The following is a 24,408-nucleotide window of genomic DNA, read 5'->3' as shown; positions in this document are numbered from 1 at the left end:
GCTTACACGTTCCGCGAGAAGAAACCTTCACTTAATATCAGATTCACTCAAGCTCTTCCACTTGTAGGGTTGTGATTCTTATGTCGAACTCACGTTAAATAATTTCAGGCGAAGAATTACTCCTTACTTAAAACCAGATATAGGAATTCTTTGTAACGTTTATCCTTCAGAAGACGGAGGAGCTATTCTCGAATTTATTATCGGCTTAAATATCGAAAATGATGATATCTACCAAGAACAAAGCAAATCGTTGGGTTCTGCTCTATCAAAGATCAAACAACATGCATTTGGCGGGAACTTAGAGGGATTTTCCTTTGGAGGAACAAACACAATTCTTGAAGATAATCGCATAATTTATATCAAGGAGAGCAACCCTAAACAGTGGAGTGATTCCGCCGCAGAAAAAGACGTATCAGATCTTCTTCCCAACTCGGGGAGAGCCTCAAAATGAAAATAGGGCCAGTTGAAGGAACGCCCGAAGAAGTAAATAATTTTTTCCAAAACAATGGACTTAATCCTTTAGATTACTTTCAGAAGCCAGAACCTGCCCTGCAAAAGCGCTGGCTTATTATTCCGTCTGTATTGTTTGTAGTTTCATTTACAGTTTTAGTGTTTGTTACAGATGAGCATACAAAAATAAGAATAATGCTATTTTTATTCGGATTTTGCTCTAGTTTATGGCTGGCTGTGAGTATTCATATTAGGTTTAAGTCTGCTTGGGGTTCTGGCTCAATCATCTTGGCCGGCCTGCTCATAATGCTTGTGGCATTGGGTGTGCTGAAGCCAGAGCAGATACCAAGTTTCTATCAAGGAGAAGCGCATAACAAACAGGTCAAGCCAACGCATTAAACTACGCGGCTTACCCAATGAGGGTGGTCAGGTCTTGCATTACAACAGGTATTGAATTACTCTTTGGCTCGTAGAAATTAAGGAATCTACTATGACGAGACCACTAAGAGCAGATCGCGGATGAATTTAGATCGCATTACGTTACTGTCACTCGGATCGTTAAAAAGTAGAGAAAGTTAGGTGTTGCATCGCAAGATTTGATCCCATTATTTCTAATTTTTAAACTCAAAATTTAATCTCTTCGGGTTTAATTCCCCGCTCCCTTGGGGCGTTAAAAACATCAAAGGCGGTCGCCCCGTAGGGAAAAGCGGCGTAATTCCCCGTTGCTTGCAGCGGAGATAATTGTTTTTAGGTCGCCGCAATTTTATTCCTGTTTTTGCTACTTTTTTGCAATTTCGTAATTATCACCCTTGTTTCTACAGCTGCATTTGCCCGCGCAAGTGCACGAGTAGCAGCATCACGAGCTACTTCTTCCACTATGCAGTCCATGCCACCGGCATCTGCAATTCTTCGATTTCTAGCAGCACCACCAGATATTTTACGGCCATTAGGCAACCGAAGAGACTCACACCATGAATCAACCATTTTCAGATCCTTTAAAAATTAAAATTTGATAATTTTTGACACCATTGCTTGTGCACACAGAGGTGTCAAGTCTTGCAATGCAATACTCTCCCTTTTTGCATTTGTTGCAATACAAGACTTGAACACTTTGTGCTTTTTGTTGCTGTTAATTCCAAAAGTATGGAAGATATATAAAAATTATGGAATCGCTCGTTATAGCAACTAGAAGCAAGGCATTAATAGCGGAGGACTTTCATCCTTCACCCTGTTATTTCGTTTTGATTTTTGAATAAATTGTGCTTTTAGGAACTCCAGTCATTGTGGATAATTTTTCCACAGACATTCCATTGTTATAAGCATTTTGAAGAATTTGATTCTGAATATCAGGCGGTTGAGAATCGTAAAGCGCCCGATTGTATTTGTTCTGCGATGACTCAAGGGCGTTTGCTAAACTCTGTACCGCCTCTTGAATCGGTGACCGTGTCTCTTCTGCCATAATAAAGCCTTGTTTTTGTATATGGTGGTTTTTGCTGCTATCGTACAGTTAGCAATGGCGTCATTCTATGCTAGACATTCCTGTATGTCAATAAATTAATATTTTCATTTAAATCAATAGATTAAAATAAATCAATTTTACATATATACATTTTGTTCAAAAAAACCATATATTTATAAATTCTAATAATTATTGCTGCTAGGCGTAGGGCAAAATGCTATAACGAGTAAAGTTAGGTCGTGCTAGCATAAAATAGGGCTTACCATTGTATTTTGAAGTAAGAGGTATCAGTCATTGCATAGTGCATGCAGGAAACAAAAGGTATCAGTCATTGCATAGTGCAACAAACCTATTTAGGCGATAATGCTTTTATTGGTGAAGTACAAAAACATATTAGCTTGAAACAAAGTGATAGTATTCATATTACAAAGCGATCGAAGAAATCGCCCAAGAAACCAATGGACGAAATTGTTGCTGACATTACTGACAGAGGAGAGGCAATGAATGCGATATACAAAACGGGACATTACACAATGTTTGAAATTGCAGTGTATTTTAATGTTCATTACAGTACTGTTAGTCGGTCAATTCGTTCATTTTGCAAGATACAATGACTGACACCTTTTCATGTTAGTCCGGCAACGGCTGAATTCCCTGTAGAGGTTGCTGGTGGTTCATGGTAACTTGCCCACAACCCATCCATCAAGCGGGACGCGCTAAAGCGCGCCCCTTATGTCAAACGTTAGGCGCTTCTAGCCACACCTGAAATATGAAGCACGACGTTCGACATCACTCGCATTGGAAGCGCAAGGTAACTCACAGACAATGGGGTCAGGTCGCTAATCAAGAAAATGAGTGAGCACTGGAACCAGGGGCAAAACCCAGAATTCAGCACAAAAAATACACACACCACTAGATTCCACAAAAATCACTAACCCTTCAACGTCACCCAGCTCACTTCACACTCCCCCGATTCCGCGGCCACATAAGCCGATTCCTCAGTAATCGTGACGGAAATATCCATCGTGCGTTGCATCAGTTTTGCCAATGTCTGGATATTTGACCATTGAAACTGAAAAATAGCCGCGGTCAGTGGGGCGAATTTTGCTTGTTCTTGCATCCACCAGACATTCGATTTGGAATTGAAACTATACACTTTGACGGTTTGTGCGACCCGAGTGGCTTTCTTGATTCGATCCGGGGCGGGCTCTCCGACATCGATCCATAAGGCAATCCGACCATCCGGGGTATGTGCCCATAGGTCAGGTTCTTCTACGGTACTCAATCCTTTGGTGAGCGCCAGAGATTCCTGTGCATTGATACAAAATGCGAGCATGCGCACCATCATGCGCTCAAGCGTTTCGGATGGATGCTGGGCAATGGTCAGGTTGAGCGTATCGTAATAATTGCGATTGAGGTCGGTCAGCGCAATTTTGAATTTATAAATGGTTGGTTTTAATGCCACGGGCTCATCCACGGGTTCATAAGCAAAGCCGGTACGTTACTGAAAATGCTGAAAAAATAGGATAATTCATGCCCATCGTTTCTATTTATTCAATTCCTTGTGATTGAAGATAATCTTCGTAATTACCTTTGAAGTCATTAATACCATCCGGTTTCATTTCAAGAATTCGCGTGGCCAGTGAAGAAACGAATTCCCGGTCATGGGAAATAAAAATCAAAGTACCGGTAAATTTCTCAAGCGCGCTATTCAGTGATTCGATGGATTCCATATCCAAATGATTGGTCGGTTCATCCATCAGCAAAATATTCGGTTTCAGGAGAATCAACTTGCCAAAGAGCATGCGGCCCTGCTCTCCGCCGGAAATCACGCGGGTGGATTTTTTTACGTCATCACCTGAGAACAATAATCGGCCCAGTGTGCCGCGTATCGTTTGATCATCATCATTGCCTTGCCGCCACTGATCCATCCACTCGGTCAATGACAGGGTTTCTTCAAAATCAGCTGCATGATCTTGCGGGAAATAACCGGGGCGCGCCTTCTCGGCCCATTTTATTTCTCCGGAATCTGGTGTCAGATCGCCTGCAAGGCAACGCAGTAGCGTGGTTTTTCCGATTCCGTTAGGGCCAATGATGGCCACTTTCTCGCCGGCTTCTATGTCGAGGCTTAACCGATCAAATAAAGGTTTATCCAATCCTGGGAAACCCTTGCTGATTGCTTTGATGGAAACAGCCAGACGATGCAGCTTATCCCTGTCATCCACTTCAAACCGGATAAAAGGATATTGGCGACTGGATGGTTTTACATCTTCAAGTTTTATTTTCTCAATCTGCCGCACACGGCTAGTTGCTTGTTTGGCTTTCGACGCATTTGCAGAGAAACGGCTGACAAAAGACTGCAAATCCGCAATCTGCGTTTTCTTCTTGGCATTATTGGCCAACATTTGCTCGCGAACCTGAGTCGAGGCGATCATATATTCATCATAGTTGCCGGGATAGATCCGTAGCTCACCGTAATCCAGATCAGCCATATGCGTGCAGACGCTGTTTAGAAAATGCCGGTCATGGGAGATAATGATAATGGTATTTTTGCTGGCATTGATGACATCTTCCAGCCAGCGGATCGTATTGATATCGAGGTTATTGGTCGGTTCATCCAGTAATAAGATATCCGGATTGGAAAACAAAGCCTGTGCCAATAACACGCGTAACTTGAATCCTGGTGCAATCGCGCTCATCAATCCATGATGCTGGGAAGATGGAATGCCTACCCCAAGAAGCAGTTCCCCGGCGCGCGCTTCCGCAGAATACCCATTCAGTTCGGCAAATTGAGACTCAAGTTCGGCGGCATGCAGATAATCGTCTTCAGTGGCGTTCGGGTTATCATAAATGGTGTCACGCTCTTGTTTGACGTGCCATAATTCTGCATGTCCCATGAGTACAGTATCAATGACGAAACAATCTTCAAAAGCGAATTGATCCTGACGCAGCTTTCCCACCCGTTCACCGCTGTCAACTGCGACATTACCGGAAGTGGGCTCAAGATCCTTGCCAAGAATTTTCATGAATGTGGATTTGCCGCAACCATTAGCGCCAATCAAACCATAGCGATTACCACCGCCAAATTTTACGGAAACATTTTCAAAGAGTGGCTTGGCACCAAATTGCATGGTGATATTGGCTGTTGTAATCAAAGTGTGTACCTAAGGGTTATAATTTCAAGAAAAGGGCCGACATTCTAAAGGTTTTTTTAGGGATACGGTGAGGGTTAATCCACGGATTCAACTATAAATTTCACGAAACGACGGTTGATGGTTATGCTTCGCAAGAATAGAATTCTTGGTTATGGATCTAACACCTTCTTGTGATGAAACCTAAATCGGTGGTAATTCCATAAAAAATAAGGAGACAAAATGAATTCTGCAGTATTGGATATTACTTCTGACGTAATATATCACATCATTTCGGATGTCTAATTGTAGTTGGACGACATAAATCAACATGATGAACTGGCTCTCGAATATTTTATCAGAACCCAAGGATACTGAATCGGTCCTAGATGCAATACCTTCCCCTCCAGTGCCAGAGCGATTAGAGGGTGATCGGCAAGGCATGCTTGCTGCAGATAACCCCGTTCGACAGCTTTCCGATGACAAGCTTGGTCGAACGCACGCAGCGAAATCATTTGCATCAAGTGTTCTCCAACTCGATGCAAGCGAGGGCGTAGTTGTCGGTGTACTCGGAGCATGAAGAAGGTGTCAGTCATTGCATAGTGCAACAAACCTAATTAGTTTGAAACAAAGTGATAGTATTCATATTACCAAGCGATCGAAGAAATCGCCCAAGAAATCAATGGACGAAATTGTTGCCGGCGTTACTGATAGGTGAGAGGTAATGAATGCGTTATACAAGACGAGACATTACACAATGTTTGAAATTACAGCATACTTTAATGTTCATTACAGTACTGTTAGTCGGTTAATTCGTTCATTTTACAAGATACAATGATTGATACCTTTTAAGAGTAAGGATTATGCGAAGACAGCTTACAGCCATTATTGAACGTGAAGGGACTGGATATGTGTCGCTCTGCCCAGAGCTTGATATCGCCAGTCAAGGAGAAACAGTCGCTGACGCCCGTGATAATCTTAGAGAAGCACTTGAGCTTTTTTTTGAAACTGCATCTCAAGAAGAAATTCAGGCACGGTTACACGAAGCAGTATATATAACCCAAATCGAGGTTACCGTTGGGTAAGCTACGCGTTCTTTCTGGGAAGCAAGTCTGTATTATTCTTGCACGTCATGGTTTTCTGGAAGTACATCAGCGGGGCAATCATATCGTCATGCAGAAGAGACTCCCGGGGACAACGATCACCGTGCCAGTTCCAAACCATGACGAACTCCGTATTGGTACGCTTTAGTCAATCATCCGTCAATCCGGGATTTCCAAGAGTGAATTCGAGTCATGATCAAGTAAGAAACAAGAAAGTAATGTGGAGCTTTGCCTTTTACGTAAACTGGACAGGACACCCCAGGGTTAACCCCTAGCGCTGTCACCTTGCGCTGCGACTACTCAGAGCATAACGATTAACGAAATAGGCAAACTAACCATACAACTGTCTTTTCAAACCACTGCGATCAAGGATAATGGCACTAATTTCTTCAATAGAGATGTGCGTCGTATCCAGGTAGGGAATATGAAATAGTTGAAACAAGGATTCCTGCCATTGAATCTCACGCTGACACTGGGCGAGCGACGCGTACTGACTATGAGGGCGACGTTCCTCGCGAATAAAATGCAGTTGTGCTGCGCTGAGTGTCAAGCCAAAGAGCTTACTTCTGACAGGTTCAAGCACTTTGGGAAGCTGGTTAGCAGACATGTCTTCCTGTGTGAGTGGATAATTTGCGGCAGCAATGCCGTACTGTAATGCCAGATAGAGACAGGTAGGTGTTTTACCGGCGCGAGAGACACCCACCAGAATAATGTCGGCATCGGTAAAATTTTTCGGATTAACCCCGTCATCATGCCCCAGCGCGTAATTGATCGCCGCAATCCTCTTAAAATATGATAAAGGCTGCTGAAGACCATGAGAGCGTCCAGCCATTCGGGCAGATGGTTGCTGAAGTTCCTGCTCGATTGAGCTAATGAATGTTTCAAAAAAATCATACACTCGGCAGTTTGCCTGCCGGATAACTTCCAGAATGTCCGCTTTAAGTAGCGTACTAAAAACCAGTGGTCGATAGCCATCGCATTCTGCAGCATGATTAATTCGTCCCACCAAAGTACGGGCTTTTGCCATATTATCCAGAAAGGGTATATTGGTTTTTTTCCATTCAACCCCGTCAAACTGGGTCAGTAAGCTGTGTCCAAGCGTTTCCGCAGTAATGCCAGTCCGATCCGACAAATAGAAGACAGTGCGCTTCTGCTTGATCACTGTTTGTTCAAACTGGCAAGATGCAGCCAGGTATCTACAATGGTATCCGGGTTGAGCGATATGCTCCCAATCCCCTGCTCAACCAGCCAAGCTGCAAAATCCGGATAATCGGACGGCGCTTGACCACAGATGCCGATATATTTCCCCTGTTTGTGACAGGCATCTATCGCCATCTTTAGAATCCTTTTAACGGCCGGATTGCGCTCATCGAACAGATGAGATACGAGACTGGAATCACGATCGATCCCCAGTGTTAACTGGGTCATATCATTCGAGCCAATGGAAAAACCGTCAAAGAATTGCAAAAACTCCTCTGCCAGCATCGCGTTGGAGGGAATCTCGCACATCATAATCAAACGTAAATTATTCTGACCTCGCGCAAGTCCCTGTGAGGCAAGCAGCTCCGTAACCTGCCGAGCTTCTTCCACAGTCCGGCAGAATGGGATCATGATCTCAACATTGGTCAAACCCATCTCATCACGTACTTTGCGCAATGCCTGGCACTCCAGCTCAAAACAATCGCGAAATGCAGCTGCCACATAACGTGATGCGCCACGAAAACCAATCATGGGGTTTTCTTCCTGCGGTTCATAACGATCCCCTCCAAGCAGGTTGGCATATTCATTGGATTTAAAGTCGGAAGTGCGTACGATCACAGGATGAGGATAGAAGGCTGCTGCTAATGTAGCAATGCCTTCCGCCAGTTTATCTACGTAAAAGCTGACCGGATCTGCATAACCAGCGATTCGCTGCCCAATCTCGTCTTTCAATTCTTGCGGTAAATGAGCAAACTCCAGCAATGCTTTCGGGTGAATGCCAATAATATTATTGATGATGAATTCCAGTCGCGCTAACCCAATCCCTTGATTGGGCAAGCGAGAAAAAGCAAATGCATGGGATGGGTTACCGATATTCATCATGATTTTAACTGGCAGATCGGGTAACTTGCCGGTATCGGCAGTCGTGTGCTCAAAGCGGAGCAACCCCTCATAAACATAACCGGTATCTCCTTCAGAGCAGGAAATAGTGGTTTCCACTCCATCCTTGATTTGCGTCGTGGCATCGTCACAACCCACCACTGCCGGAATCCCCAGCTCGCGTGCCACAATCGCAGCATGACATGTGCGCCCACCACGATTGGTGACAATCGCGGCAGCACGTTTCATGATCGGTTCCCAGTCCGGATCAGTCATATCGGTAACCAGCACCTCTCCTGCTTGAAGACTTTGCATCTGGTCAGTTTGCATGATCAGACGCGCCACCCCCTGCCCTATTTTCTGCCCGATAGCGCGGCCTTCGGCCAATACCTTTCCTTGCTCGCTCAATTTAAAACGCTCTACTGTCGGGCTCTTTCGACTTTCAACCGTTTCAGGACGGGCCTGAACGATATAAAGCTGTTTATCGAGCCCATCCAGAGCCCATTCAATATCCATCGGATGACCATAATGCTTCTCGATGAGCAATGCCTGCTGGGCTAGCGCTTCGACTTGCGCATCAGATAAGCAGAAATGCTGACGCCGCGCTGCTTCCACTTCACGTATCAGCGTGGATAAGCCCTTCTCACCCTTTTCATCATAAATCATTTCAATGGCCTTAGTTCCTAAACGTCGCGAAAGAATAGCCGGACGACCTGCCTCTAATCCTCGCTTATAAACATAGAATTCATCTGGATTGACCTTTCCCTGCACTATGGTTTCTCCTAAGCCATATGTTGCCGTGATGAAAATAACATCCCGAAATCCTGACTCAGTATCCAATGTAAACACTACGCCACTCGCTCCCAGGTCGCTGCGTACCATTTTCTGAATCCCTGCGGACAGGAATACCTTGTCATGCTGAAAATGATGATGAACACGATAGGCAATGGCACGATCGTTATACAGCGATGCAAACACAACTTTGATCGCCGCAAAAATTTGATCGAGGCCACGAACATTCAGCAAAGTTTCCTGTTGCCCGGCAAATGAGGCATCGGCCAAATCCTCTGCTGTCGCTGACGAACGCACAGCAAACGAAACCGTATCATCACTATCAGCGACCAGCTGCTGGTAGGCCTGAGTAATTGCTTGCAGCAAAGCATCGGGCAACGAGGCAGCCAGTAGCCAACCACGAATTGCTTTGCCTGCAGTCGTCAGCGCGTTGATATCACTGACATCCAGTTGATCCAGTAAGTGCTTAATGCGCTCAGTGAGACCATTACTCGCCAGAAAATCACGATAGGCGTGCGTAGTGGTGGCAAAACCATTCGGCACATTGAGCCCTGCTTTGCTGAGATGGCTGATCATTTCACCCAATGAGGCATTCTTACCACCGACAACGCCAACATCATCCTTACTCAACTGATCAAACCACATAATATAATCATTCATCGTGACCTCCTGATTTTTTGGAATAAAAGTCTCCAGTTACAATCATTATAACTATGGATACCAGCGCCCCGTAATTGTCTTCTAATTCAAAATATGATCCAGCTAACAGTTCTTCTTGCACCTAATTCCATTTCTAAATCAAACATGATGCAAGAGCGAGCTGCAGACAGTATAAATAATACGGCAAGGAGAAGCCGATAAAGCCAGGTTTGATTTAGATAATGGAATAACCTTTTTGACAGCCATAGACTATCAATATCCCAGCGTTAAAAGTAGCTTGGCGCTGCACCATTCACTTATTGACTCAACAATAGTTGATTAGGCAAGGTGCAGGAGCCTATCCGGTCGAGTTTTGCATGCATTAATCGCCTGCATTACGACCACCATGGTTTGTCACGCAGCCGCACGTGAAATTAAAATTGAAGCGGTCGATTCCGAACTTGAAGGTAATCTCGATTTGCGCGGATTCCTTGATCTTGCAAAAGATGTGCGTAAGGGATGTAAGGGATATTAGGAGATCCGTATCAAAATGCGCGTCAAATCTCAGCGACAGCTGATACCTTAAAAGAATTAACCAAATTTTCGCCTGTATTTGATGTGGTGTCCAATTCAGTATTGGTAAAGGTTAATATCGAGACTTATTAATACTATCGGGAGCAGACGCTGGTAAGTGAAATCAGAAATCAACATAGTATTACGGTATTGAGGAGGCGACTAGCCTGACTCAGGTATCAATGGTGAAACGAGCTTTTGGTCTCACTTGAGACAGCATAAAAAAGCCCCCGGCTAACGGAGGCAATTAACTTCTCTTATCATGTGATCATTAATGTGGTTTAACTACCTGATTTATCTATGGGTGACGAGAATCGAACCATGCACGCCAGCGTCCGGATTGTACCAGCCGATACATCAACCAAGATAAGAATAGCATCGCTATTAGAGGGCCTGCCCAGGCACGTGCTACCTTTCCATAATCGACCATTTCCACGCGAAGTTGATAAGAATAATTCAAAGGTGGAATACCTTCTGCTGTAACTACTACTGAGTAGAGTCCTTTATCCAGTTTACCTATTCCGCTGATCACGCCCTCAGGATGATAATCGGCCTTAACCTGGGCAATAGTCTCACCCTCACCCTCATTATCATTGCCACGAAAAACCTTTAAGCTCACTGGCATATTACGCAGGGGCTGGTCAACCAGATCTACCACAAGATAGGTATCTCCTGCCACTGGAATCTCTGTACAGTATTGTTCCTTTTGGTCATACTGTGGCTGGTATGCAGTTAAGTGCACCATATTTCCACCTACATAGCGCGTACAGACATCTTCTGCTAGTGGAATTTTTCCGTGCCCCATAGCTGTGCTTGCATAAAACGTCACGACTAAAACGCAAGTTGTAATAATTGATTGCATTGATTGCCTCATCAGAACTAACTCTCCCTTAAAATATAATTAATAATTGTTCTCTTGCCATCTGAACAAGATAGCACCTTCCATTTTTATAGGGTTCTTTCCATTTAGTGCTCAAGAAATCCGACAATACAAATAATATTTTGTTCTGAAAAAAAACAATAAAAAATATCAACACACCTTTTGCCTTACGGTCAAATCCCAACTTACTCTACTTGAAAGGCAAAGCAAGACTCTTCTGCAGCCCCGCGATGTATTTACAAAAATCATGCAATCTATTAATGCCAGTTTGGTAGCACCTCTTTTATTGACTGATTATTACTTTAGCATGCGTTAGCTATCCGATTATAGATGTGGCCAAGCGCCTGCTCCACCTGGTCAACCAGGATGAGGCAAAGTTCGCCTGCCTGCAGATTGGTTAGCGCCGTATCAATTGCTTTGAACTCACCATGTATTTCGCTCACTTTGCGCACACGCTTGGCATTCTCCAACCCTTCTCGTAATAATCCCAGTACTTCACCGTCAGCACGTCCACGTTGGCATTTGTCCTGATAAAGTACAACTTCATCAAACACGTCACCTAGAATCTGGGTCTGTAACCGAATATCTTCGTCACGGCGATCACCCGCTGCGCTGATGACGACCGTCCGTCTTTTTGCGGGTATGCGATTAATCGCACTTGCCAGCGCTTCTATTGCATCCGGATTGTGTCCATAATCTGCGATCAATGTTGCATTCCGGTAATTGAAAAGGTTAAATCGCCCTGGAGCAGTCTGCATATCACTGATGAAATTAGCCAAACCGGCACGAATAACAGGCCAGTCCAGCCCCAGTGCCCACCCCACACCAATGGCTGCCATGGCATTCTCAATCTGAAAACTGACGAGGCCATTTTTGGTAAGCGGGATCTCGCTCAGTGGTATTCGTTGCTCAATTTCTGCTTCTGATGCAACAATGAAATGGTCTTCAAGATAGATCACACGTTTACGTTGCGCACGTTGCGTCAGTACTACTGGATTATGGCTATTTCTGGAAAAGAATATGACAGCGCCTGGGCAATGATCAGCCATTTTGACGATCAGAGGATCATCTGCATTGAGCACAGCGGTACCGCTCCCAGGCGTAACATTCTCTACCACAAGTCGTTTAACGACTGCCAATTCATCGGTTGTATTGATATTAGCAAGACCGAGATGATCACCCCTGCCGATATTGGTTACTACAGCCACCTGGCAATGATCAAAACCTAATCCTTCGCGCAGCATACCTCCTCGCGCAGTTTCCAGTACGGCAGCATCGACATCGGGGTGAAAGAGAACATTTCTGGCACTTTTGGGTCCACTGCAATCCCCGGTATCTACACATTGGCCATTGATGAAGACTCCATCAGTACACGTCATGCCAACGCGCAGCTGGTTACTTTCAAGAATACTGGCTATCAGGCGCACCGTTGTCGTTTTGCCGTTGGTGCCCGTTACAGCAACAACAGGAATACGCGCATCATCACCTTGCGCAAACATATTATCGATAATTGCCTTTCCTACTGGACGCCTCTGACCGTATGAAGGTTGCAAATGCATACGCAAACCAGGCGCTGCATTGACTTCGACGACTGCACCGCCTTGCTCCTCCAACGGTTGCATGATGCTCTCGCAAATCACATCAATCCCGCAGATATCAAGCCCCGTCATTTGTGCAGCAGCAATCGCGTTTGCCATAATTTCCGGATGAACATCATCTGTTACATCTGTTGCCGTGCCACCTGTGGACAAATTGGCATTATTGCGCAACACAACCCGCATACCTTTAGCCGGAATAGTTTCTGCTGTCAGTCCTTGACTAGCGAGGTGGGTCAGCGAAATCTGATCCAGGTGAATTTTGGTCAGTAAATTTGCATGACCTTCACTACGCAGCGGATCGCGATTAATTTGCTCCACCAATTGATAAATGCTATGAACACCATCCCCCACTACCTGAGGTGGATCACGCCTCGCTGCAGCCACCAGCTTATTGCCCACGACCAGCATACGATAATCATGCCCGATCACATATCGTTCAACCAGCACATTGTCACTAATTTCAGCAGCTTTCACATAAGCAGCTTTGATCTGTTCATAATCAACGAGATTGGCTGTCACGCCTTTGCCCTGATTGCCATCCTGGGGTTTAACAACCACTGGTACACCAATTTCGCAGGCAGCAGCCCATGCATCCTCAGCGTCATTGACTGGTCGCCCAATCGGAACAGGAATTCCCGCCGCATGCAGAAGAGCTTTGGTCAGTTCCTTATCTTGCACAATGGATTCTGCGACTGCACTGGTTAAATCGCTTTCAGAAGCTTGGATACGCCGCTGCTTACTTCCCCAGCCAAACTGCACCAGACTTCCGTTTGTCAGACGACGGTAGGGAATGCCACGCGCGACAGCAGCTCGCACAATAGCACCGGTACTTGGTCCGAGACGGATATCCTCATAAAGCTCTCGTAGACGGTGTAACGCCTTGGACAGATCAAAGGATGTATTTTCCATTGCAGCGTGATAAAGTTCTAAAGAGAGTTCAAAAGCAAGCCTTCCCACTGCTTCTTCACTATATTCAACGACGATCCGGAAAGTATTGGCTTCCGATGTCTGAGTAGTATGACTGAATGTAACTGGACAACCTGCTTGCACTTGCAAACCGAGCGCGGCAAATTCGAGAACATGGGCCACAGTCACCATTTCAGGGCGGCTGGCGGGCTGGAGCAGCGCGATCTCCGGAAAGCGTTCACGCAGGCGCATTTCAAAACCTGGGATTCTGTCGATAGTATATTCGGTCTTGCTAAAAACAACTGTTGCTTCAATGGATGTATGTTTACTCCATAGATTAGGACCACGCAATGCACGGATTTGTATCACTTTCATAGTAAATTTCCTTAAATCTCTTATTTTTTTGGAGAATACTGATATTGAGGTTTACTTTTCTCTTGGCCGAATCCGAATGTTTCAATGCCCAGCCGAATAAGCTGAAGCGCAATACCGAGTGCCCAGGCAGCGCCTACCGCAGCTAATACATGCTCTATTTCTCTTACTGCACGATCACCCACAGCAGGATGCAAATCAGCCAATTTGATTAATGGCGTTTCATCTGGTCCATTAGCCAATACAATTCTTCCGTTACGGACAATGACAGCTCGCTTGCCTTGTGTGGGGCCTGTCCCTTGCTGGCGATGCGCGTTGACAGCCGGTAACTCTGGATCACAGCTGAAGTAAATGACTTCACCATGACATAACTCAGACATCTCGATTAGCATAGGATCTTTTGCATTGAGAACCGCTACACCTGTCGGCAAAACCACGTCTTTCAGAATATCGTCAATCGCAGCTGCGGTCGGTGTCACGACATCAACCTGGGTACGCAGTACAGTAAAAACTTGTTTGGATGTTTCAATGTCATGCCGACCATAATGCAAAGTCGGCTCAACATTGGTCACGACACCTACCTGACAGCTATCGTAAGCCAATCCTTCTTGCAGAATGGTATCGAAGCCGTTTTCAAAAACCGCCGCTTCAATCGTACGATTCATTAATGTGCGATTAGCTGCTTGCCACTTGGCACAATCGCTTTTATCAATTTGCTTATGATCAAGATAGAGTCCACTGCTGCATGCCAACCCTGTGCGCTTACCTGAAAGCGTGAGTAATCGAGCGACGAGATGCGCTACCGTGGTTTTTCCATAACTGCCGGTAATGCCAACAATGGGAATGCGACCATGGTCTTGATTCGGAAAAAGATGATCTACAATCGCCTGACCAACGGGTCTGGACTTTCCTACGGCTGGTTTAATATGCATCAGCAGACTAGGACCAGCGTTTACTTCCACAATTGCCCCACCTTGCTCAGCTAATGGACGTGAGATATCACTGACCACCAGATCGATACCGGCAATATCCAGACCAATCACACGCGCTGCTAAGGCTGCCGTTTTAGCAATGCTTGGATGAACATCATCCGTTACATCAAAAGCATGATTACCATTGCGTTGAATCAGCACTTTGGTCCCAACTGGTACAACAGAATCAGGCGTATATCCTTGATGAGCAATCTCCATCTGGGCTGCACTATCTAGACGAATGATGTTGAGTGGATGGTCTTCAGTGGTTCCTCGCCGTGGATCTGAATTAATCTGCTTATCAATCAAGTCAATTATAGTGGAAATACCATCACCGGCGACCGATACCGAATCACCCCTCGTCGCTGCTACAAGTTGTCCTCCCACAATGAGTAAACGATGCTCAGTACCCGGAATGTAGCGTTCAACCAGCACACCCGTTCCTTCTTCTAATGCGATAGAAAAGGCTGATTCGATTACTTCACGCTTGCTTAGCTCGATAAATACGCCCCGCCCGTGATTGCCATCACATGGTTTGACAACTACTGGCAAGCCTATTTCCAAAGCCGCTTGCCATGCATCCTCAGGACTGTTGACCATACGTCCTTCCGGAACAGGTACACCGCACGTGCTAAGCAATGTTTTGGTTAGATCTTTGTCACGTGAAATACTTTCAGCAATGGCAGGTGTCCGATCTGTCTCAGCCGTCCAAATATGCCGACTGCGTGCACCATGCCCCAACTGAACGAGGTTTCCTTTGGAAAGCAATCGCATAGCCGGAATATTGCGGGCTATAGCTGCATCCACAATGCACGCAGTTGATGGACCGAGCCATAGCGAATCGACCATGTCACGCAAATGATCAATAGCCCCCTCCACATCATAAGACTGTTGATGAGGATCAAATCCCATTGCCGCTAAAATGAGCTCCCTGGCTAAGAATAAGGCCTTCTGTGTAATCTCCGCATGCCAGGCACTCACAACCACTTTGTAGACGCCCCTTGTCGAAGTTTCGCGCGCTCTGCCAAATCCACCGCGCATACCTGCAAGATTTTGCAGTTCGAGCGTCACATGCTCGAGAATATGGCAAGGCCATGTTCCTTCCTTGACACGGCGCAGAAAGCCACCACGTTCTTCGTAACTGCAGCGATGCTCAATCAGGGTTGGTAACCACGAAGACAAACGTTCATAAAAGCCAGGAATGATATCTGACGGAAAATCCTCAAGTTCACCAATATCGACAATCGCTTCAAGCACCGGGTAGTAGGTCCAGATATTGGGTCCATTCAGGTGGCGAATTTCAAGAAACTTAAGGTCTTTTTTACTACTGCTCTCCAGATTGGAATTATTTGACATAAGTTATAAGTTGAAAACTGGGAATGAGTAACATTTTAATTAACGCATCTAGCGTCAATCGGTTTACATCAATATAAAGATTTACGTTCTTTTCCTATAAATAGGAACGTAGATACAGGAGGGGCGTAGATACAGAAAGAGGAGCGTAGATATAGCTTTCAGCTTGATATTCCATGCCAAGTTCATGTCACCAAAATATCAAAAATAAAAAGGGCTGTAGTAGATGAGCTTAACATCCAAGCTAATCTACTACAGCCCCATATTTAAATTGAACGAGTGTAACTATCAGAAATTCAAGAATCTTAGACAAATAGTATTGTTGTCAAAATTTAAAGAAAACGATCTAGCAATTTGCAGCTGTGACGATCAAGCATCGAACGATCGCGAATCAGGAAATGTATGCCATAACTATCAGTGATCAACAAGGCAGTAGACGATAAACGGCGGATATCTTCTTCACCCTTGAGCATGAAGGTAGTATCTCCCCGATCCGTTTTGACCCACCAGGTGCTCGGAGTGACAAAACTTGACACTTTATCAATACGCTTTATCTCTGGCATAAACTCACGATTAGCAAGCTCTGTCTTGAGCAGGGCACGAAATTCTTCGGGTAACTCAGCCAGACATTCGATCCAGGCCAGTTCTTGACCATGCGCATTGACTAGCGCGATACCCTGATCAGATGCTGTAATTGGAAATGCTCGTACTGGCACGATACCTTCATGCACCTGCTGATCTTTATCCACGAAAACCAGTCGTCCAAAGGCATTTCGACTCAGTTGATAATCAGGCTGACTCATGCTCGCTCCCCCTTTGCACCCCTTCTGGGATCCAGCTCGAGCAAATGATCTTCCATATCGACATTACGCGACTGAGATTGGTAAAGATGGTAATAATATCCCCGGCTGGCCATCAGTTCAGCATGATTGCCTATTTCGATGATTTTTCCCCCATCAAGCACCACCAATCTATTAGCCTCACGCAAGGTAGACAAACGGTGGGCGATGGCGATCGTTGTACGACCATGGACCAGATTATTGAGCGCTTCTTGAATCTCTTTCTCGGTTTTGCTATCAACAGAAGAGGTCGCTTCGTCGAGGATCAGGATGCGCGGATCAATCAGCAAGGCACGGGCAATCGAAATACGCTGGCGCTCGCCCCCTGAAAGTGCTTGCCCGCGTTCGCCCACCAGAGAGTCGTAACCATGAGGTAGTCGCAGGATAAATTCATGCGCATACGCAGCGCGTGCCGCAGCTATAATTTCCTTGCGCGTTGCGTTGGGCTTACCATAAGCAATGTTTTCTGCAATCGTGCCAAAGAAAAGAAATGGCTCTTGTAGCACCAGACCAATATGTTTGCGATACTCGGCTACGGGCAGTGAACGAATATCCACCCCATCGATCAGAATCGCACCTTCGCTCACATCGTAAAAACGGCAGATCAGATTGATAAGTGTACTCTTACCCGAACCGCTATGCCCAACCAGTCCAATCATCTCCCCAGGCTCGATTACCAGACTGATATCTCGCGTGACGCTCCGTGTTCCATAGCGGAAACCGATATTACGCAATTCAATGTGGCCTGTGATCGTAGGTAAATGAGCAGGTTTGATGGGCTCTGGCACACTAGAAACATGATCAAGAATATCAAAAATACGTTTGGTTCCAGCAGCTGCCTTCTGCGTTACTGAAACAATCCGGCTCATTGAGTCTAGTCTTAGATAAAAACGGCCAATATAAGCCAGAAAAGCAGTCAATACACCGACAGAAATCTGATTCTCCGATACTTGCCAAATACCAAAAATCCATACCACCAGCAAGCCAATTTCAGTCAATAGCGTCACGGTAGGCGTAAACACCGCCCAAATCTTGTTGACCCGATCGTTAATTTCCAGATTATGTTGATTAGCCGCACGAAAGCGCGCCACTTCCCGATCTTCTTGCGCGAAAGCCTTGACCACACGAATGCCGGGAATGGTATCGGCCAGCACATTATTGACCTCTGCCCAAACTCGATCGACTTTCTCAAAACCAGTGCGTAATCGGTCACGAACCAAATGAATCAACCAAGCAATAATTGGCAGAGGGAGCAGTGTCACCAGTGCCAGCCAGGGATTGATCGAAACCAGAATGATGGCGGTCATGCTCATCATGATCACATCCGTAGCAAAATCGAGCAGATGGAGTGAAAGAAAAAGATTGAGACGGTCTGTTTCCGCACCAATGCGCGCCATCAAATCACCTGTTCGTTTACCACCAAAATATTCATGTGAAAGCTTAAGAAGATGCTGATAGGTCGTAGTCCGTAAATCTGCGCCAATACGCTCGGATACTTTAGCCAGGATATAAGTTCGTGACCAACCCAATATCCAGGCAAGAAAAGCTGCGCCCAGCAAACCCGAAAGATACATGACAACAAGATCAACATCGATCGGCTTACCGTTCTGATAGGGAATCAGTACATTATCCATCAAAGGCATGGTCAGATAGGGAGGCACGAGCGTGGCCGCCGTACCGCCTAGCATCAGCAGAAAACCAGTGAGCAAGCGCCATCTATAAGGTTTCGCAAAGCGCCATAAACGAAACAAGGTCCAAGTGGAAGGAGGAACATGAGCATCCTGATCACATCCTGGACATGTTTCCTGATCACCTGTTAAAGTTGCTGCACATTTCGGACACTTAGCTGCTATGGGCTGTATCTGGGTGTCCCCGGTTAACTGGGCATTGAGTTGTTGGGTGAAATGCGCGACAAGACGATTTGCTCCAGCATCCCTGCTCAATGTATAGCACCAATGAGCAAGCCGCGCATGTGCATCAAATAGCTCAAGACTACCTACCCCGGCATGATCATGACACGTCAATACTAAACCTGGTTGATACTTCCACTCATGCCAGCTTTCTTCTTCCGCCATTTTTGCCATGAGTCGTCGATTAGTTATCACGACTATCCCGGAAGAAAAATGTAATTGAGTATCAAGATCAATCTCTAGCCAGACTGATACGGTTTCTTCATTTGTCAAACATGCTTCAACTTGAGAAACCCAGACGGGAGGAAGCGTATGCATAGCATCACTATGCAATGGATAAAAATTCTGCTGCATTTGCTCAAGTACAATCAAGAAGAATAGGGAAGAAAAATGGTTTAAGTAAAATACTTTTTATGAATAGAGCTTAAAGCCACAAACAAGCAAGTATGAGCTTTTTTAACTCATTCAAGGCATTCTGTTTAACCTAAAAACCGCAGTTGGACGCGGGGTGGAGCGTGTAGTGATTCAGATACGAGGCAAGGCGCGATGAGACCGCAGGGTCGTCCCCTGCAACGAAGAGCAAGGCCGCATTCGTGCCTGGAGCGACATATGATGCACCTCGTAGCGGTCTCACCATTCTGATGAATGAGAAAATTTCGAAAATGCCTCTATATGTCATGGGCTTAACTCTCCAATCAAGCGGTTAACTGCAGTTTTTAGGTTTAATCATCACAGGAAAGTAATCATCAAGGGAACTTAATTTAATCGATTGATGATTATTACTTACTGTTATTTTCTGGTAATTCCTCTGGCTTACGCCATTTTTGTTTGACTTCCTGACGTTTGTCAGTCGGTAGTTTTTTTATTTTTTTGTATCGTTCTCGAACTTGCTTACGCTGTTCAGGTGTTAAGGCGCTCCAACTACGCATCTGAGATTGTATCCGCTGTTGCTCCTGTGGCGTCTTCTCTAAATAATATTTAGTCATCTTCACCCATTTCTTTTTTTGATTTGGTTCCAGCGTATCCCAATCCTGCTCAAGAGGATGCAAGATTATTTTTTGATAAGGTTTAAGTTCCGCCCATGAAGGCTGCTTTGATTCTGCCAAAGCTCCCGTAGAAAATGTAACACATACATACAATGCCACTATCGAGTGGAATCGAGCCATAGATCAAACTCATTATCAAGATAAGCATCAATTGGTAAATCGTCAGCGAGTAGCATCGTGTCGATTGCAGCATTTTCATCAATTTCGTAATTTGCTTTCCAATGAAGACTTCCCATCAAAATAAGTAATACAGCTATTGATAAAAACAGTTTGTTGGCATGTGCAAAAAACCACCCCTCTCCACTATGTGCAGAAATACCCACACCGACATGAAATATCTTCTTCTCTGGCTGATAGTTCTCCAAGGCAGCTTTGCGTGCCGCTTGCAATCGATGCAGTGTATGCTGGTCAATATCACCTAAACTACGATTCAATAGTGTGGCTACTTCTTTTCCCATCCTATCTTCTTCGTTCATAATTTGACTCCTTTTTCTTTCAATAAAGTAGCAAGCGTATGTGCTGCACGAGAGCAATGTGTTTTCACACTTCCCTCTGAGCAACCCATGACCTTAGCGGTTTCACTTACATCCATTTCTTCCCAATAACGCAGCAGGAAGGCTTCTCGTTGACGCGCTGGTAATGTTTCTAACGCCTTTTCGACTAAATTGATTAATTGCGATTGCTCAAGTTCCCTATGGGGGTCGTTACCCCAAAAACCAGAATCTTTTGAAATTGGCAAAACTTCTAGCAAATCATAGTCATCATTTTCTTTTTCATCATGATTGTTAGGCGAGAAAGCCGAAAATAGTGTTATCCATATTGATCGGGATTTCTGTCTTCGAAAAAAATCACGAATAGTATTCTGCAAAATACGCTGAAACAAGGGGGGGAGCTCTTCTGGCGATTTATCCGCATATTTCTCAGTGAGCTTCATCATTGAATCCTGCACAATATCCAAAGCCGTGTGTTCATCTTGCACTGCAAACAATGCTTGCTTGTATGCACGCAGTTCAACCTTGCTGAGGAAATCTGAAAATTCTTGTTGCGTAGCCAGAATGATTTACCTTAAATGAAGAACTAGAATCATTTTTTGGCACAATAGTAACAAAAAATTTTCAATTCTATTCAGGAATAAATAATAAGCCAAATCCAGGCTTCTATTGAAAGATGGTTTGGAATAGGTAGCAAAATAGATATTAATGCAATAACGATAGAAAATGCTGATCTTTTTGTTATTAACAACGAAAGAGGGTTTGCATAAGTGAGCGAAATGGATACAGAGCAATGCGCACAAAATGCAGAACATGAGACATATTATATAAATAGGCGAATGGGCGAGCACACATAACGAAGCAGCAACTTATTCTTTCATTTCCAAATCAAACATGACGTAAGAGCGAGCCGCAGACAGTATAAATAATGCGGCGGAGAAGCCGACAAAGTCAGATTTGCATCCTTCTTTCATCTCGAATAACCAACAACGATAAAGTCAATGCAAACAGGCTCTTCAAGAATGCCGCTTATTGATGCACTCAAAGCAATTTCATGTTTGCTGATCGTTGGTCATCACCTGGCATTGTATGGTCCCATGCCGAATTTTGCCTATCCTTTGATTCCTAATTCAATTGAGTGGCTTCGCGAATACGGACGACTCGCTGTACCAATCTTTTTTGTCATATCAGGATTTTTGTCAGCCAGGAAACTTGCACCCTATGGAATATCTCTTGTCACTGATCCAATTCATATCATCAAGCAACGCTATGTTCGACTGGTCATTCCGTATCTTGCTGCACTCACTTTAGCAATCGGATGTGCAGCATTAGCAAGAGCCTGGATGATTCATGACTCCATCCCCAACACACCCAATTTCCTCCAGCTTATAACGCATATATTTTTGCTGCAGGATCTGCTCAATCAGGAAGTGCTCTCTGCGGGTATTTGGTTTGTGGCGATTGATTTTCAACTATTTGTCCTTGCAGTCACTGTGCTATGGTTCTCGAACCGAATCGAGAGCCGGTATCCAGATCTAAAATTAATTAACCTAAATTCCTCAGTTGAAGACTCCTAAATCGCTCAAGAACCCTATTGATTAAGGTTCTTTGAAAGATCCATGGCATTACCAATCAGATGAGATTTTAGTGAAATAATCAAAATCTGCTGAAAGTGTTGCCACACCTTGCTCTCAGCTTGTTTACTGTAACTGAGGAGCAGTTAACATTTTTGGCTATGAACCGTTGATAGTATTAGATTACAGCTATTTTCATTCTAAATTCCAACTGAGGAATTTAGGATTAATCCAATTTTGATAACTGTGCTAACCGCGATTTCTCTGTTTATATTCAATAGAGATCATTACTGGGATAAAACTGCTTTCTATTTTTTTGGCTCATACAGTCTTGACATTCTAGTTTATTGGGTTTCCAGCAGGCAAAACTATTTCTTCTGGCTAATGTTGCTAAGTTTATTGGTTATAGGAGCCTTACTAGTGGACTTTCGCTCTCGCATCGCGGTTACCGGCACGGTAACGCTCATACTAGGTTTAGTCAGACCATGTAGCGTTCTGGAAAGTTGGCTCATCCCAAATTTTCTGATTTACCTTGGCCGTATATCTTATTCTATATTCCTCATTCATTTCCCGTTATGCCTAATCATTAATGCGGCATTCTTTCGTTTTTTACCCCACCAACCCAGCATTAATTTATTTGGAATGATTCTTGCCGTGTGTGCCAGTATCGCGGGTGGTCATTTGCTTTTCAAGTGGATTGAAAACCGCCCAATCACGAATAAGATGTGCTTATGGTCGCCTCTGGGCTACATGATAAGCGGTCTCCTGGGAATACTGACAAGTCGTTTAGGTTAAATAGAATTGTTGTTAATTTAATCTAAATTCCTCAATTGGACGGGATGGCGCGTGTGGTTTTGCGAGTACAAGGCAAGGTGCAACACAGCCATGTGCTTGCAAAATCGCGCAATCTGCACCGGAGCAGAAACACCCCCAAGATACAAATGAAATTTATAAGAAAGATTATTATATTCATAACATTAACACCAGAACGAGCGATCGGCTGAGGAATCTAAGTTTAACAAAGCCAGAATCATGCTGATCAAAGCGTTTGGAACAGTCTCATAGCGCTCTTCCTGTATGCATTTACTTAACGCGAGTAAAATCTTATTTCACCTGTATCCCGGAGAATCATGAATAAACACAAAGCTGAGTCCACTCGCCATAAGCTATCGACAGTTCGCCAACATTTTGAAACAGCTGGTCGCTATTTGGTTGCGTCAGTACCACGCGCACTTCCAACCGAAACCGTTGCTGCAGTGCGTGCAAATCTATCTAAACAAGCTTACGAAAATATTGAGTTGATATGTGTAACCGAGCTGGCTGGCAAGTTGATCGGCGTGATATCGATTTCCGAGTTGTTTGCAGCTGCACCTAATGCACATATCGATAATGTCATGCACAAAAATCCGCCATATGTGTATCCAGAAGTTGATCAGGAACGGGTGGCATCGATTGCTCTGCATCATAGGCATAATGCTGTGGCTGTTGTCGACCATCATCACTTTTTGTTAGGCACTGTACCTTCCGATGCGCTGATGCATATCCTGCGACGCGAACACGTCGAGGATTTACACCGCTTGGTCGGTATCGGGCGCGAGACCGATGTCGCACGTGAGGCTCTTGAATTGCCGCCGTTACGGCGCGTACGCCATCGTTTACCCTGGCTGATCGTCGGCTTGCTTGGCTCGATGCTGTCAGCACTGCTAGTTTCGTCATTCGAAGCGGAGCTTACCCGAAATGTTGCGATCGCGTTTTTTGTACCAGGTCTGGTATATATTGCCGATGCGATTGGAACACAAAGCGAAGCTGTGGCGGTACGCGGTCTATCCTTGTCTCAAGCTGATTTGCATCATTTGGTGATGGGTGAGTCGCGTACCGGAATGATTATCGGCGTTATACTGGGCTTGCTAACTTTCCCCTTTATATGGGTGGTTTTTGCCGATTTCAATTTAGCGATAGCCGTCTCGTTGTCGCTAGTCATTGCCTCGTCGTTAGCATCGACGATCGGGATGTTTCTGCCATGGCTGCTGCAACGATTAGGCACTGATCCTGCTTATGGAAGCGGTCCGCTCGCAACAATCATCCAGGATATCTTGAGCTTGATAGTGTATTTCATGGTCGTAAGTATGCTTGTTTTCTAACAGCCTGCCAAGATAGTATTTCAGCATGATCCAGAGCTTCCCCACTTATCGCGCTTGGTCATCCGGGCAACGGGAAAAACCATTCCAGTCAACAATTTTGC

Annotated in this window: 23 protein-coding genes; 8 read left to right on the top strand and 15 right to left on the bottom strand. The window is 44.9% G+C overall.

Going from position 1 to position 24,408, the window contains the following annotated elements:
• Nucleotides 1–447: 447 nt before the first annotated feature.
• Nucleotides 448–849 carry a hypothetical protein gene (locus tag BLV54_RS06650; RefSeq protein ID WP_090569556.1) on the top strand — a complete coding sequence of 134 codons (402 nt, stop codon included), beginning with the start codon at nucleotides 448–450 and terminating at the stop codon, nucleotides 847–849.
• Nucleotides 850–1,197: 348 nt separating this feature from the next.
• Here the strand turns inward: BLV54_RS06650 and BLV54_RS06645 are convergent, their stop codons facing one another.
• Complete coding sequence (locus BLV54_RS06645; RefSeq protein ID WP_090569553.1) at nucleotides 1,198–1,434, bottom strand: hypothetical protein; 237 nt, start codon at nucleotides 1,432–1,434, stop codon at nucleotides 1,198–1,200.
• Between the two features lie 247 nt (nucleotides 1,435–1,681).
• Nucleotides 1,682–1,909: a hypothetical protein gene (locus BLV54_RS06640; RefSeq protein WP_090569550.1), complete on the bottom strand. Its 228-nt coding sequence runs from the start codon at nucleotides 1,907–1,909 to the stop codon at nucleotides 1,682–1,684.
• 305 nt (nucleotides 1,910–2,214) lie between these two features.
• On the opposite strand from BLV54_RS06640, the gene BLV54_RS06635 reads away from it, so the two are divergent.
• Nucleotides 2,215–2,523: a hypothetical protein gene (locus tag BLV54_RS06635; RefSeq protein ID WP_090569546.1), complete on the top strand. Its 309-nt coding sequence runs from the start codon at nucleotides 2,215–2,217 to the stop codon at nucleotides 2,521–2,523.
• A gap of 317 nt (nucleotides 2,524–2,840) precedes the next feature.
• On the opposite strand, the gene BLV54_RS06630 is transcribed toward BLV54_RS06635, so the two are convergent.
• Both BLV54_RS06630 and BLV54_RS06625 read right to left on the bottom strand, forming a co-directional pair.
• The gene (locus tag BLV54_RS06630) at nucleotides 2,841–3,374 is read right to left on the bottom strand and encodes a YaeQ family protein (RefSeq protein WP_090569543.1); all 534 of its coding nucleotides are present in this window, start codon (nucleotides 3,372–3,374) and stop codon (nucleotides 2,841–2,843) included.
• An 85-nt stretch (nucleotides 3,375–3,459) separates the two neighbouring features.
• Complete coding sequence (locus tag BLV54_RS06625) at nucleotides 3,460–5,064, bottom strand: ABC-F family ATPase (RefSeq protein ID WP_090569540.1); 1,605 nt, start codon at nucleotides 5,062–5,064, stop codon at nucleotides 3,460–3,462.
• Between the two features lie 307 nt (nucleotides 5,065–5,371).
• Between BLV54_RS06625 and BLV54_RS06620 the strand changes: the two genes are divergently transcribed.
• The 3 genes from BLV54_RS06620 (at nucleotide 5,372) to BLV54_RS06610 (ending at nucleotide 6,291) form a co-directional block, all read left to right on the top strand.
• The gene (locus BLV54_RS06620) at nucleotides 5,372–5,620 is read left to right on the top strand and encodes a hypothetical protein (protein ID WP_143032438.1); all 249 of its coding nucleotides are present in this window, start codon (nucleotides 5,372–5,374) and stop codon (nucleotides 5,618–5,620) included.
• Between the two features lie 283 nt (nucleotides 5,621–5,903).
• Complete coding sequence (locus tag BLV54_RS06615; RefSeq protein ID WP_090569535.1) at nucleotides 5,904–6,125, top strand: type II toxin-antitoxin system HicB family antitoxin; 222 nt, start codon at nucleotides 5,904–5,906, stop codon at nucleotides 6,123–6,125.
• A complete protein-coding gene (locus BLV54_RS06610) occupies nucleotides 6,118–6,291 on the top strand; it encodes a type II toxin-antitoxin system HicA family toxin (protein ID WP_090569532.1) in 174 nt (57 codons plus the stop codon). The genes BLV54_RS06615 and BLV54_RS06610 overlap by 8 nt, the downstream gene beginning before the upstream one ends.
• Nucleotides 6,292–6,474: 183 nt before the next feature.
• Here the strand turns inward: BLV54_RS06610 and BLV54_RS06605 are convergent, their stop codons facing one another.
• Together BLV54_RS06605 and ppsA are read right to left on the bottom strand one after the other, a co-directional pair.
• Nucleotides 6,475–7,305 carry a posphoenolpyruvate synthetase regulatory kinase/phosphorylase PpsR gene (locus BLV54_RS06605; protein ID WP_090569529.1) on the bottom strand — a complete coding sequence of 277 codons (831 nt, stop codon included), beginning with the start codon at nucleotides 7,303–7,305 and terminating at the stop codon, nucleotides 6,475–6,477.
• The gene (gene ppsA, locus BLV54_RS06600; RefSeq protein ID WP_090569526.1) at nucleotides 7,302–9,674 is read right to left on the bottom strand and encodes a phosphoenolpyruvate synthase; all 2,373 of its coding nucleotides are present in this window, start codon (nucleotides 9,672–9,674) and stop codon (nucleotides 7,302–7,304) included. The genes BLV54_RS06605 and ppsA overlap by 4 nt, the downstream gene beginning before the upstream one ends.
• Before the next feature lie 385 nt (nucleotides 9,675–10,059).
• Here ppsA and BLV54_RS16755 point away from each other — a divergent pair, with 385 nt between their 5' ends.
• Nucleotides 10,060–10,188, top strand: coding sequence for a hypothetical protein (locus BLV54_RS16755; protein WP_256329225.1), 129 nt, complete (start codon nucleotides 10,060–10,062; stop codon nucleotides 10,186–10,188).
• A gap of 336 nt (nucleotides 10,189–10,524) precedes the next feature.
• On the opposite strand, the gene BLV54_RS06595 is transcribed toward BLV54_RS16755, so the two are convergent.
• From BLV54_RS06595 to BLV54_RS06560, 9 genes are all read right to left on the bottom strand, one after another.
• Nucleotides 10,525–11,088 (bottom strand): hypothetical protein, encoded by a 564-nt coding sequence (locus BLV54_RS06595; protein ID WP_256329223.1) that lies wholly within the window; start codon nucleotides 11,086–11,088, stop codon nucleotides 10,525–10,527.
• A 320-nt stretch (nucleotides 11,089–11,408) separates the two neighbouring features.
• Entirely contained in the window at nucleotides 11,409–13,985 is a 2,577-nt protein-coding gene (gene cphA / locus BLV54_RS06590) for a cyanophycin synthetase (protein WP_090569521.1), read from the bottom strand.
• A 20-nt stretch (nucleotides 13,986–14,005) separates the two neighbouring features.
• Nucleotides 14,006–16,309 (bottom strand): cyanophycin synthetase, encoded by a 2,304-nt coding sequence (gene cphA, locus BLV54_RS06585; RefSeq protein ID WP_090569518.1) that lies wholly within the window; start codon nucleotides 16,307–16,309, stop codon nucleotides 14,006–14,008.
• 329 nt (nucleotides 16,310–16,638) lie between these two features.
• A complete protein-coding gene (locus BLV54_RS06580) occupies nucleotides 16,639–17,109 on the bottom strand; it encodes a cyanophycin metabolism-associated DUF1854 family protein (RefSeq protein WP_090569514.1) in 471 nt (156 codons plus the stop codon).
• Entirely contained in the window at nucleotides 17,106–19,409 is a 2,304-nt protein-coding gene (locus tag BLV54_RS06575) for a cyanophycin metabolism-associated ABC transporter (protein WP_090569509.1), read from the bottom strand. Before BLV54_RS06575 ends, BLV54_RS06580 begins: the two co-directional genes overlap by 4 nt.
• A gap of 130 nt (nucleotides 19,410–19,539) precedes the next feature.
• Nucleotides 19,540–19,734 (bottom strand): hypothetical protein, encoded by a 195-nt coding sequence (locus BLV54_RS15480; RefSeq protein WP_143032437.1) that lies wholly within the window; start codon nucleotides 19,732–19,734, stop codon nucleotides 19,540–19,542.
• A gap of 100 nt (nucleotides 19,735–19,834) precedes the next feature.
• Nucleotides 19,835–20,161 carry a DUF3106 domain-containing protein gene (locus BLV54_RS06570; RefSeq protein ID WP_256329219.1) on the bottom strand — a complete coding sequence of 109 codons (327 nt, stop codon included), beginning with the start codon at nucleotides 20,159–20,161 and terminating at the stop codon, nucleotides 19,835–19,837.
• A gap of 38 nt (nucleotides 20,162–20,199) precedes the next feature.
• Nucleotides 20,200–20,577, bottom strand: a complete 378-nt coding sequence (locus BLV54_RS06565; protein WP_090569504.1) for a DUF3619 family protein — start codon at nucleotides 20,575–20,577, stop codon at nucleotides 20,200–20,202.
• Nucleotides 20,574–21,155 (bottom strand): RNA polymerase sigma factor, encoded by a 582-nt coding sequence (locus tag BLV54_RS06560; protein WP_090569501.1) that lies wholly within the window; start codon nucleotides 21,153–21,155, stop codon nucleotides 20,574–20,576. Before BLV54_RS06560 ends, BLV54_RS06565 begins: the two co-directional genes overlap by 4 nt.
• A gap of 459 nt (nucleotides 21,156–21,614) precedes the next feature.
• Between BLV54_RS06560 and BLV54_RS06555 the strand changes: the two genes are divergently transcribed.
• Together BLV54_RS06555 and BLV54_RS06545 are read left to right on the top strand one after the other, a co-directional pair.
• Nucleotides 21,615–22,169 carry an acyltransferase family protein gene (locus tag BLV54_RS06555; protein WP_256329218.1) on the top strand — a complete coding sequence of 185 codons (555 nt, stop codon included), beginning with the start codon at nucleotides 21,615–21,617 and terminating at the stop codon, nucleotides 22,167–22,169.
• A 1,127-nt stretch (nucleotides 22,170–23,296) separates the two neighbouring features.
• Complete coding sequence (locus BLV54_RS06545) at nucleotides 23,297–24,307, top strand: magnesium transporter (protein ID WP_090569491.1); 1,011 nt, start codon at nucleotides 23,297–23,299, stop codon at nucleotides 24,305–24,307.
• Nucleotides 24,308–24,408: the final 101 nt, after the last annotated feature.

The sequence above is a fragment of the Nitrosomonas sp. Nm33 genome (assembly GCF_900107265.1).
Classification (GTDB): domain Bacteria; phylum Pseudomonadota; class Gammaproteobacteria; order Burkholderiales; family Nitrosomonadaceae; genus Nitrosomonas.
Note: the sequence above shows the minus strand (reverse complement) of the source record. Positions and strands in the feature narration are given on the sequence as shown.

Coding starts and splice junctions, on each gene's coding strand:
- BLV54_RS06645 (WP_090569553.1), bottom strand. CDS start 1,434: ATGGTTGATTCATGGTGTGAGTCTCTTCGGTTGCCTAATGGCCGTAAA.
- BLV54_RS15480 (WP_143032437.1), bottom strand. CDS start 19,734: ATGACATATAGAGGCATTTTCGAAATTTTCTCATTCATCAGAATGGTG.
- BLV54_RS06575 (WP_090569509.1), bottom strand. CDS start 19,409: ATGCAGCAGAATTTTTATCCATTGCATAGTGATGCTATGCATACGCTT.
- BLV54_RS06620 (WP_143032438.1), top strand. CDS start 5,372: ATGATGAACTGGCTCTCGAATATTTTATCAGAACCCAAGGATACTGAA.
- BLV54_RS06580 (WP_090569514.1), bottom strand. CDS start 17,109: ATGAGTCAGCCTGATTATCAACTGAGTCGAAATGCCTTTGGACGACTG.
- BLV54_RS06650 (WP_090569556.1), top strand. CDS start 448: ATGAAAATAGGGCCAGTTGAAGGAACGCCCGAAGAAGTAAATAATTTT.
- BLV54_RS06635 (WP_090569546.1), top strand. CDS start 2,215: ATGCAGGAAACAAAAGGTATCAGTCATTGCATAGTGCAACAAACCTAT.
- BLV54_RS06615 (WP_090569535.1), top strand. CDS start 5,904: ATGCGAAGACAGCTTACAGCCATTATTGAACGTGAAGGGACTGGATAT.
- BLV54_RS06595 (WP_256329223.1), bottom strand. CDS start 11,088: ATGCAATCAATTATTACAACTTGCGTTTTAGTCGTGACGTTTTATGCA.
- cphA (WP_090569521.1), bottom strand. CDS start 13,985: ATGAAAGTGATACAAATCCGTGCATTGCGTGGTCCTAATCTATGGAGT.
- ppsA (WP_090569526.1), bottom strand. CDS start 9,674: ATGAATGATTATATTATGTGGTTTGATCAGTTGAGTAAGGATGATGTT.
- BLV54_RS06640 (WP_090569550.1), bottom strand. CDS start 1,909: ATGGCAGAAGAGACACGGTCACCGATTCAAGAGGCGGTACAGAGTTTA.
- BLV54_RS06545 (WP_090569491.1), top strand. CDS start 23,297: ATGAATAAACACAAAGCTGAGTCCACTCGCCATAAGCTATCGACAGTT.
- cphA (WP_090569518.1), bottom strand. CDS start 16,309: ATGTCAAATAATTCCAATCTGGAGAGCAGTAGTAAAAAAGACCTTAAG.
- BLV54_RS16755 (WP_256329225.1), top strand. CDS start 10,060: ATGGTTTGTCACGCAGCCGCACGTGAAATTAAAATTGAAGCGGTCGAT.
- BLV54_RS06565 (WP_090569504.1), bottom strand. CDS start 20,577: ATGAACGAAGAAGATAGGATGGGAAAAGAAGTAGCCACACTATTGAAT.
- BLV54_RS06555 (WP_256329218.1), top strand. CDS start 21,615: ATGCCGCTTATTGATGCACTCAAAGCAATTTCATGTTTGCTGATCGTT.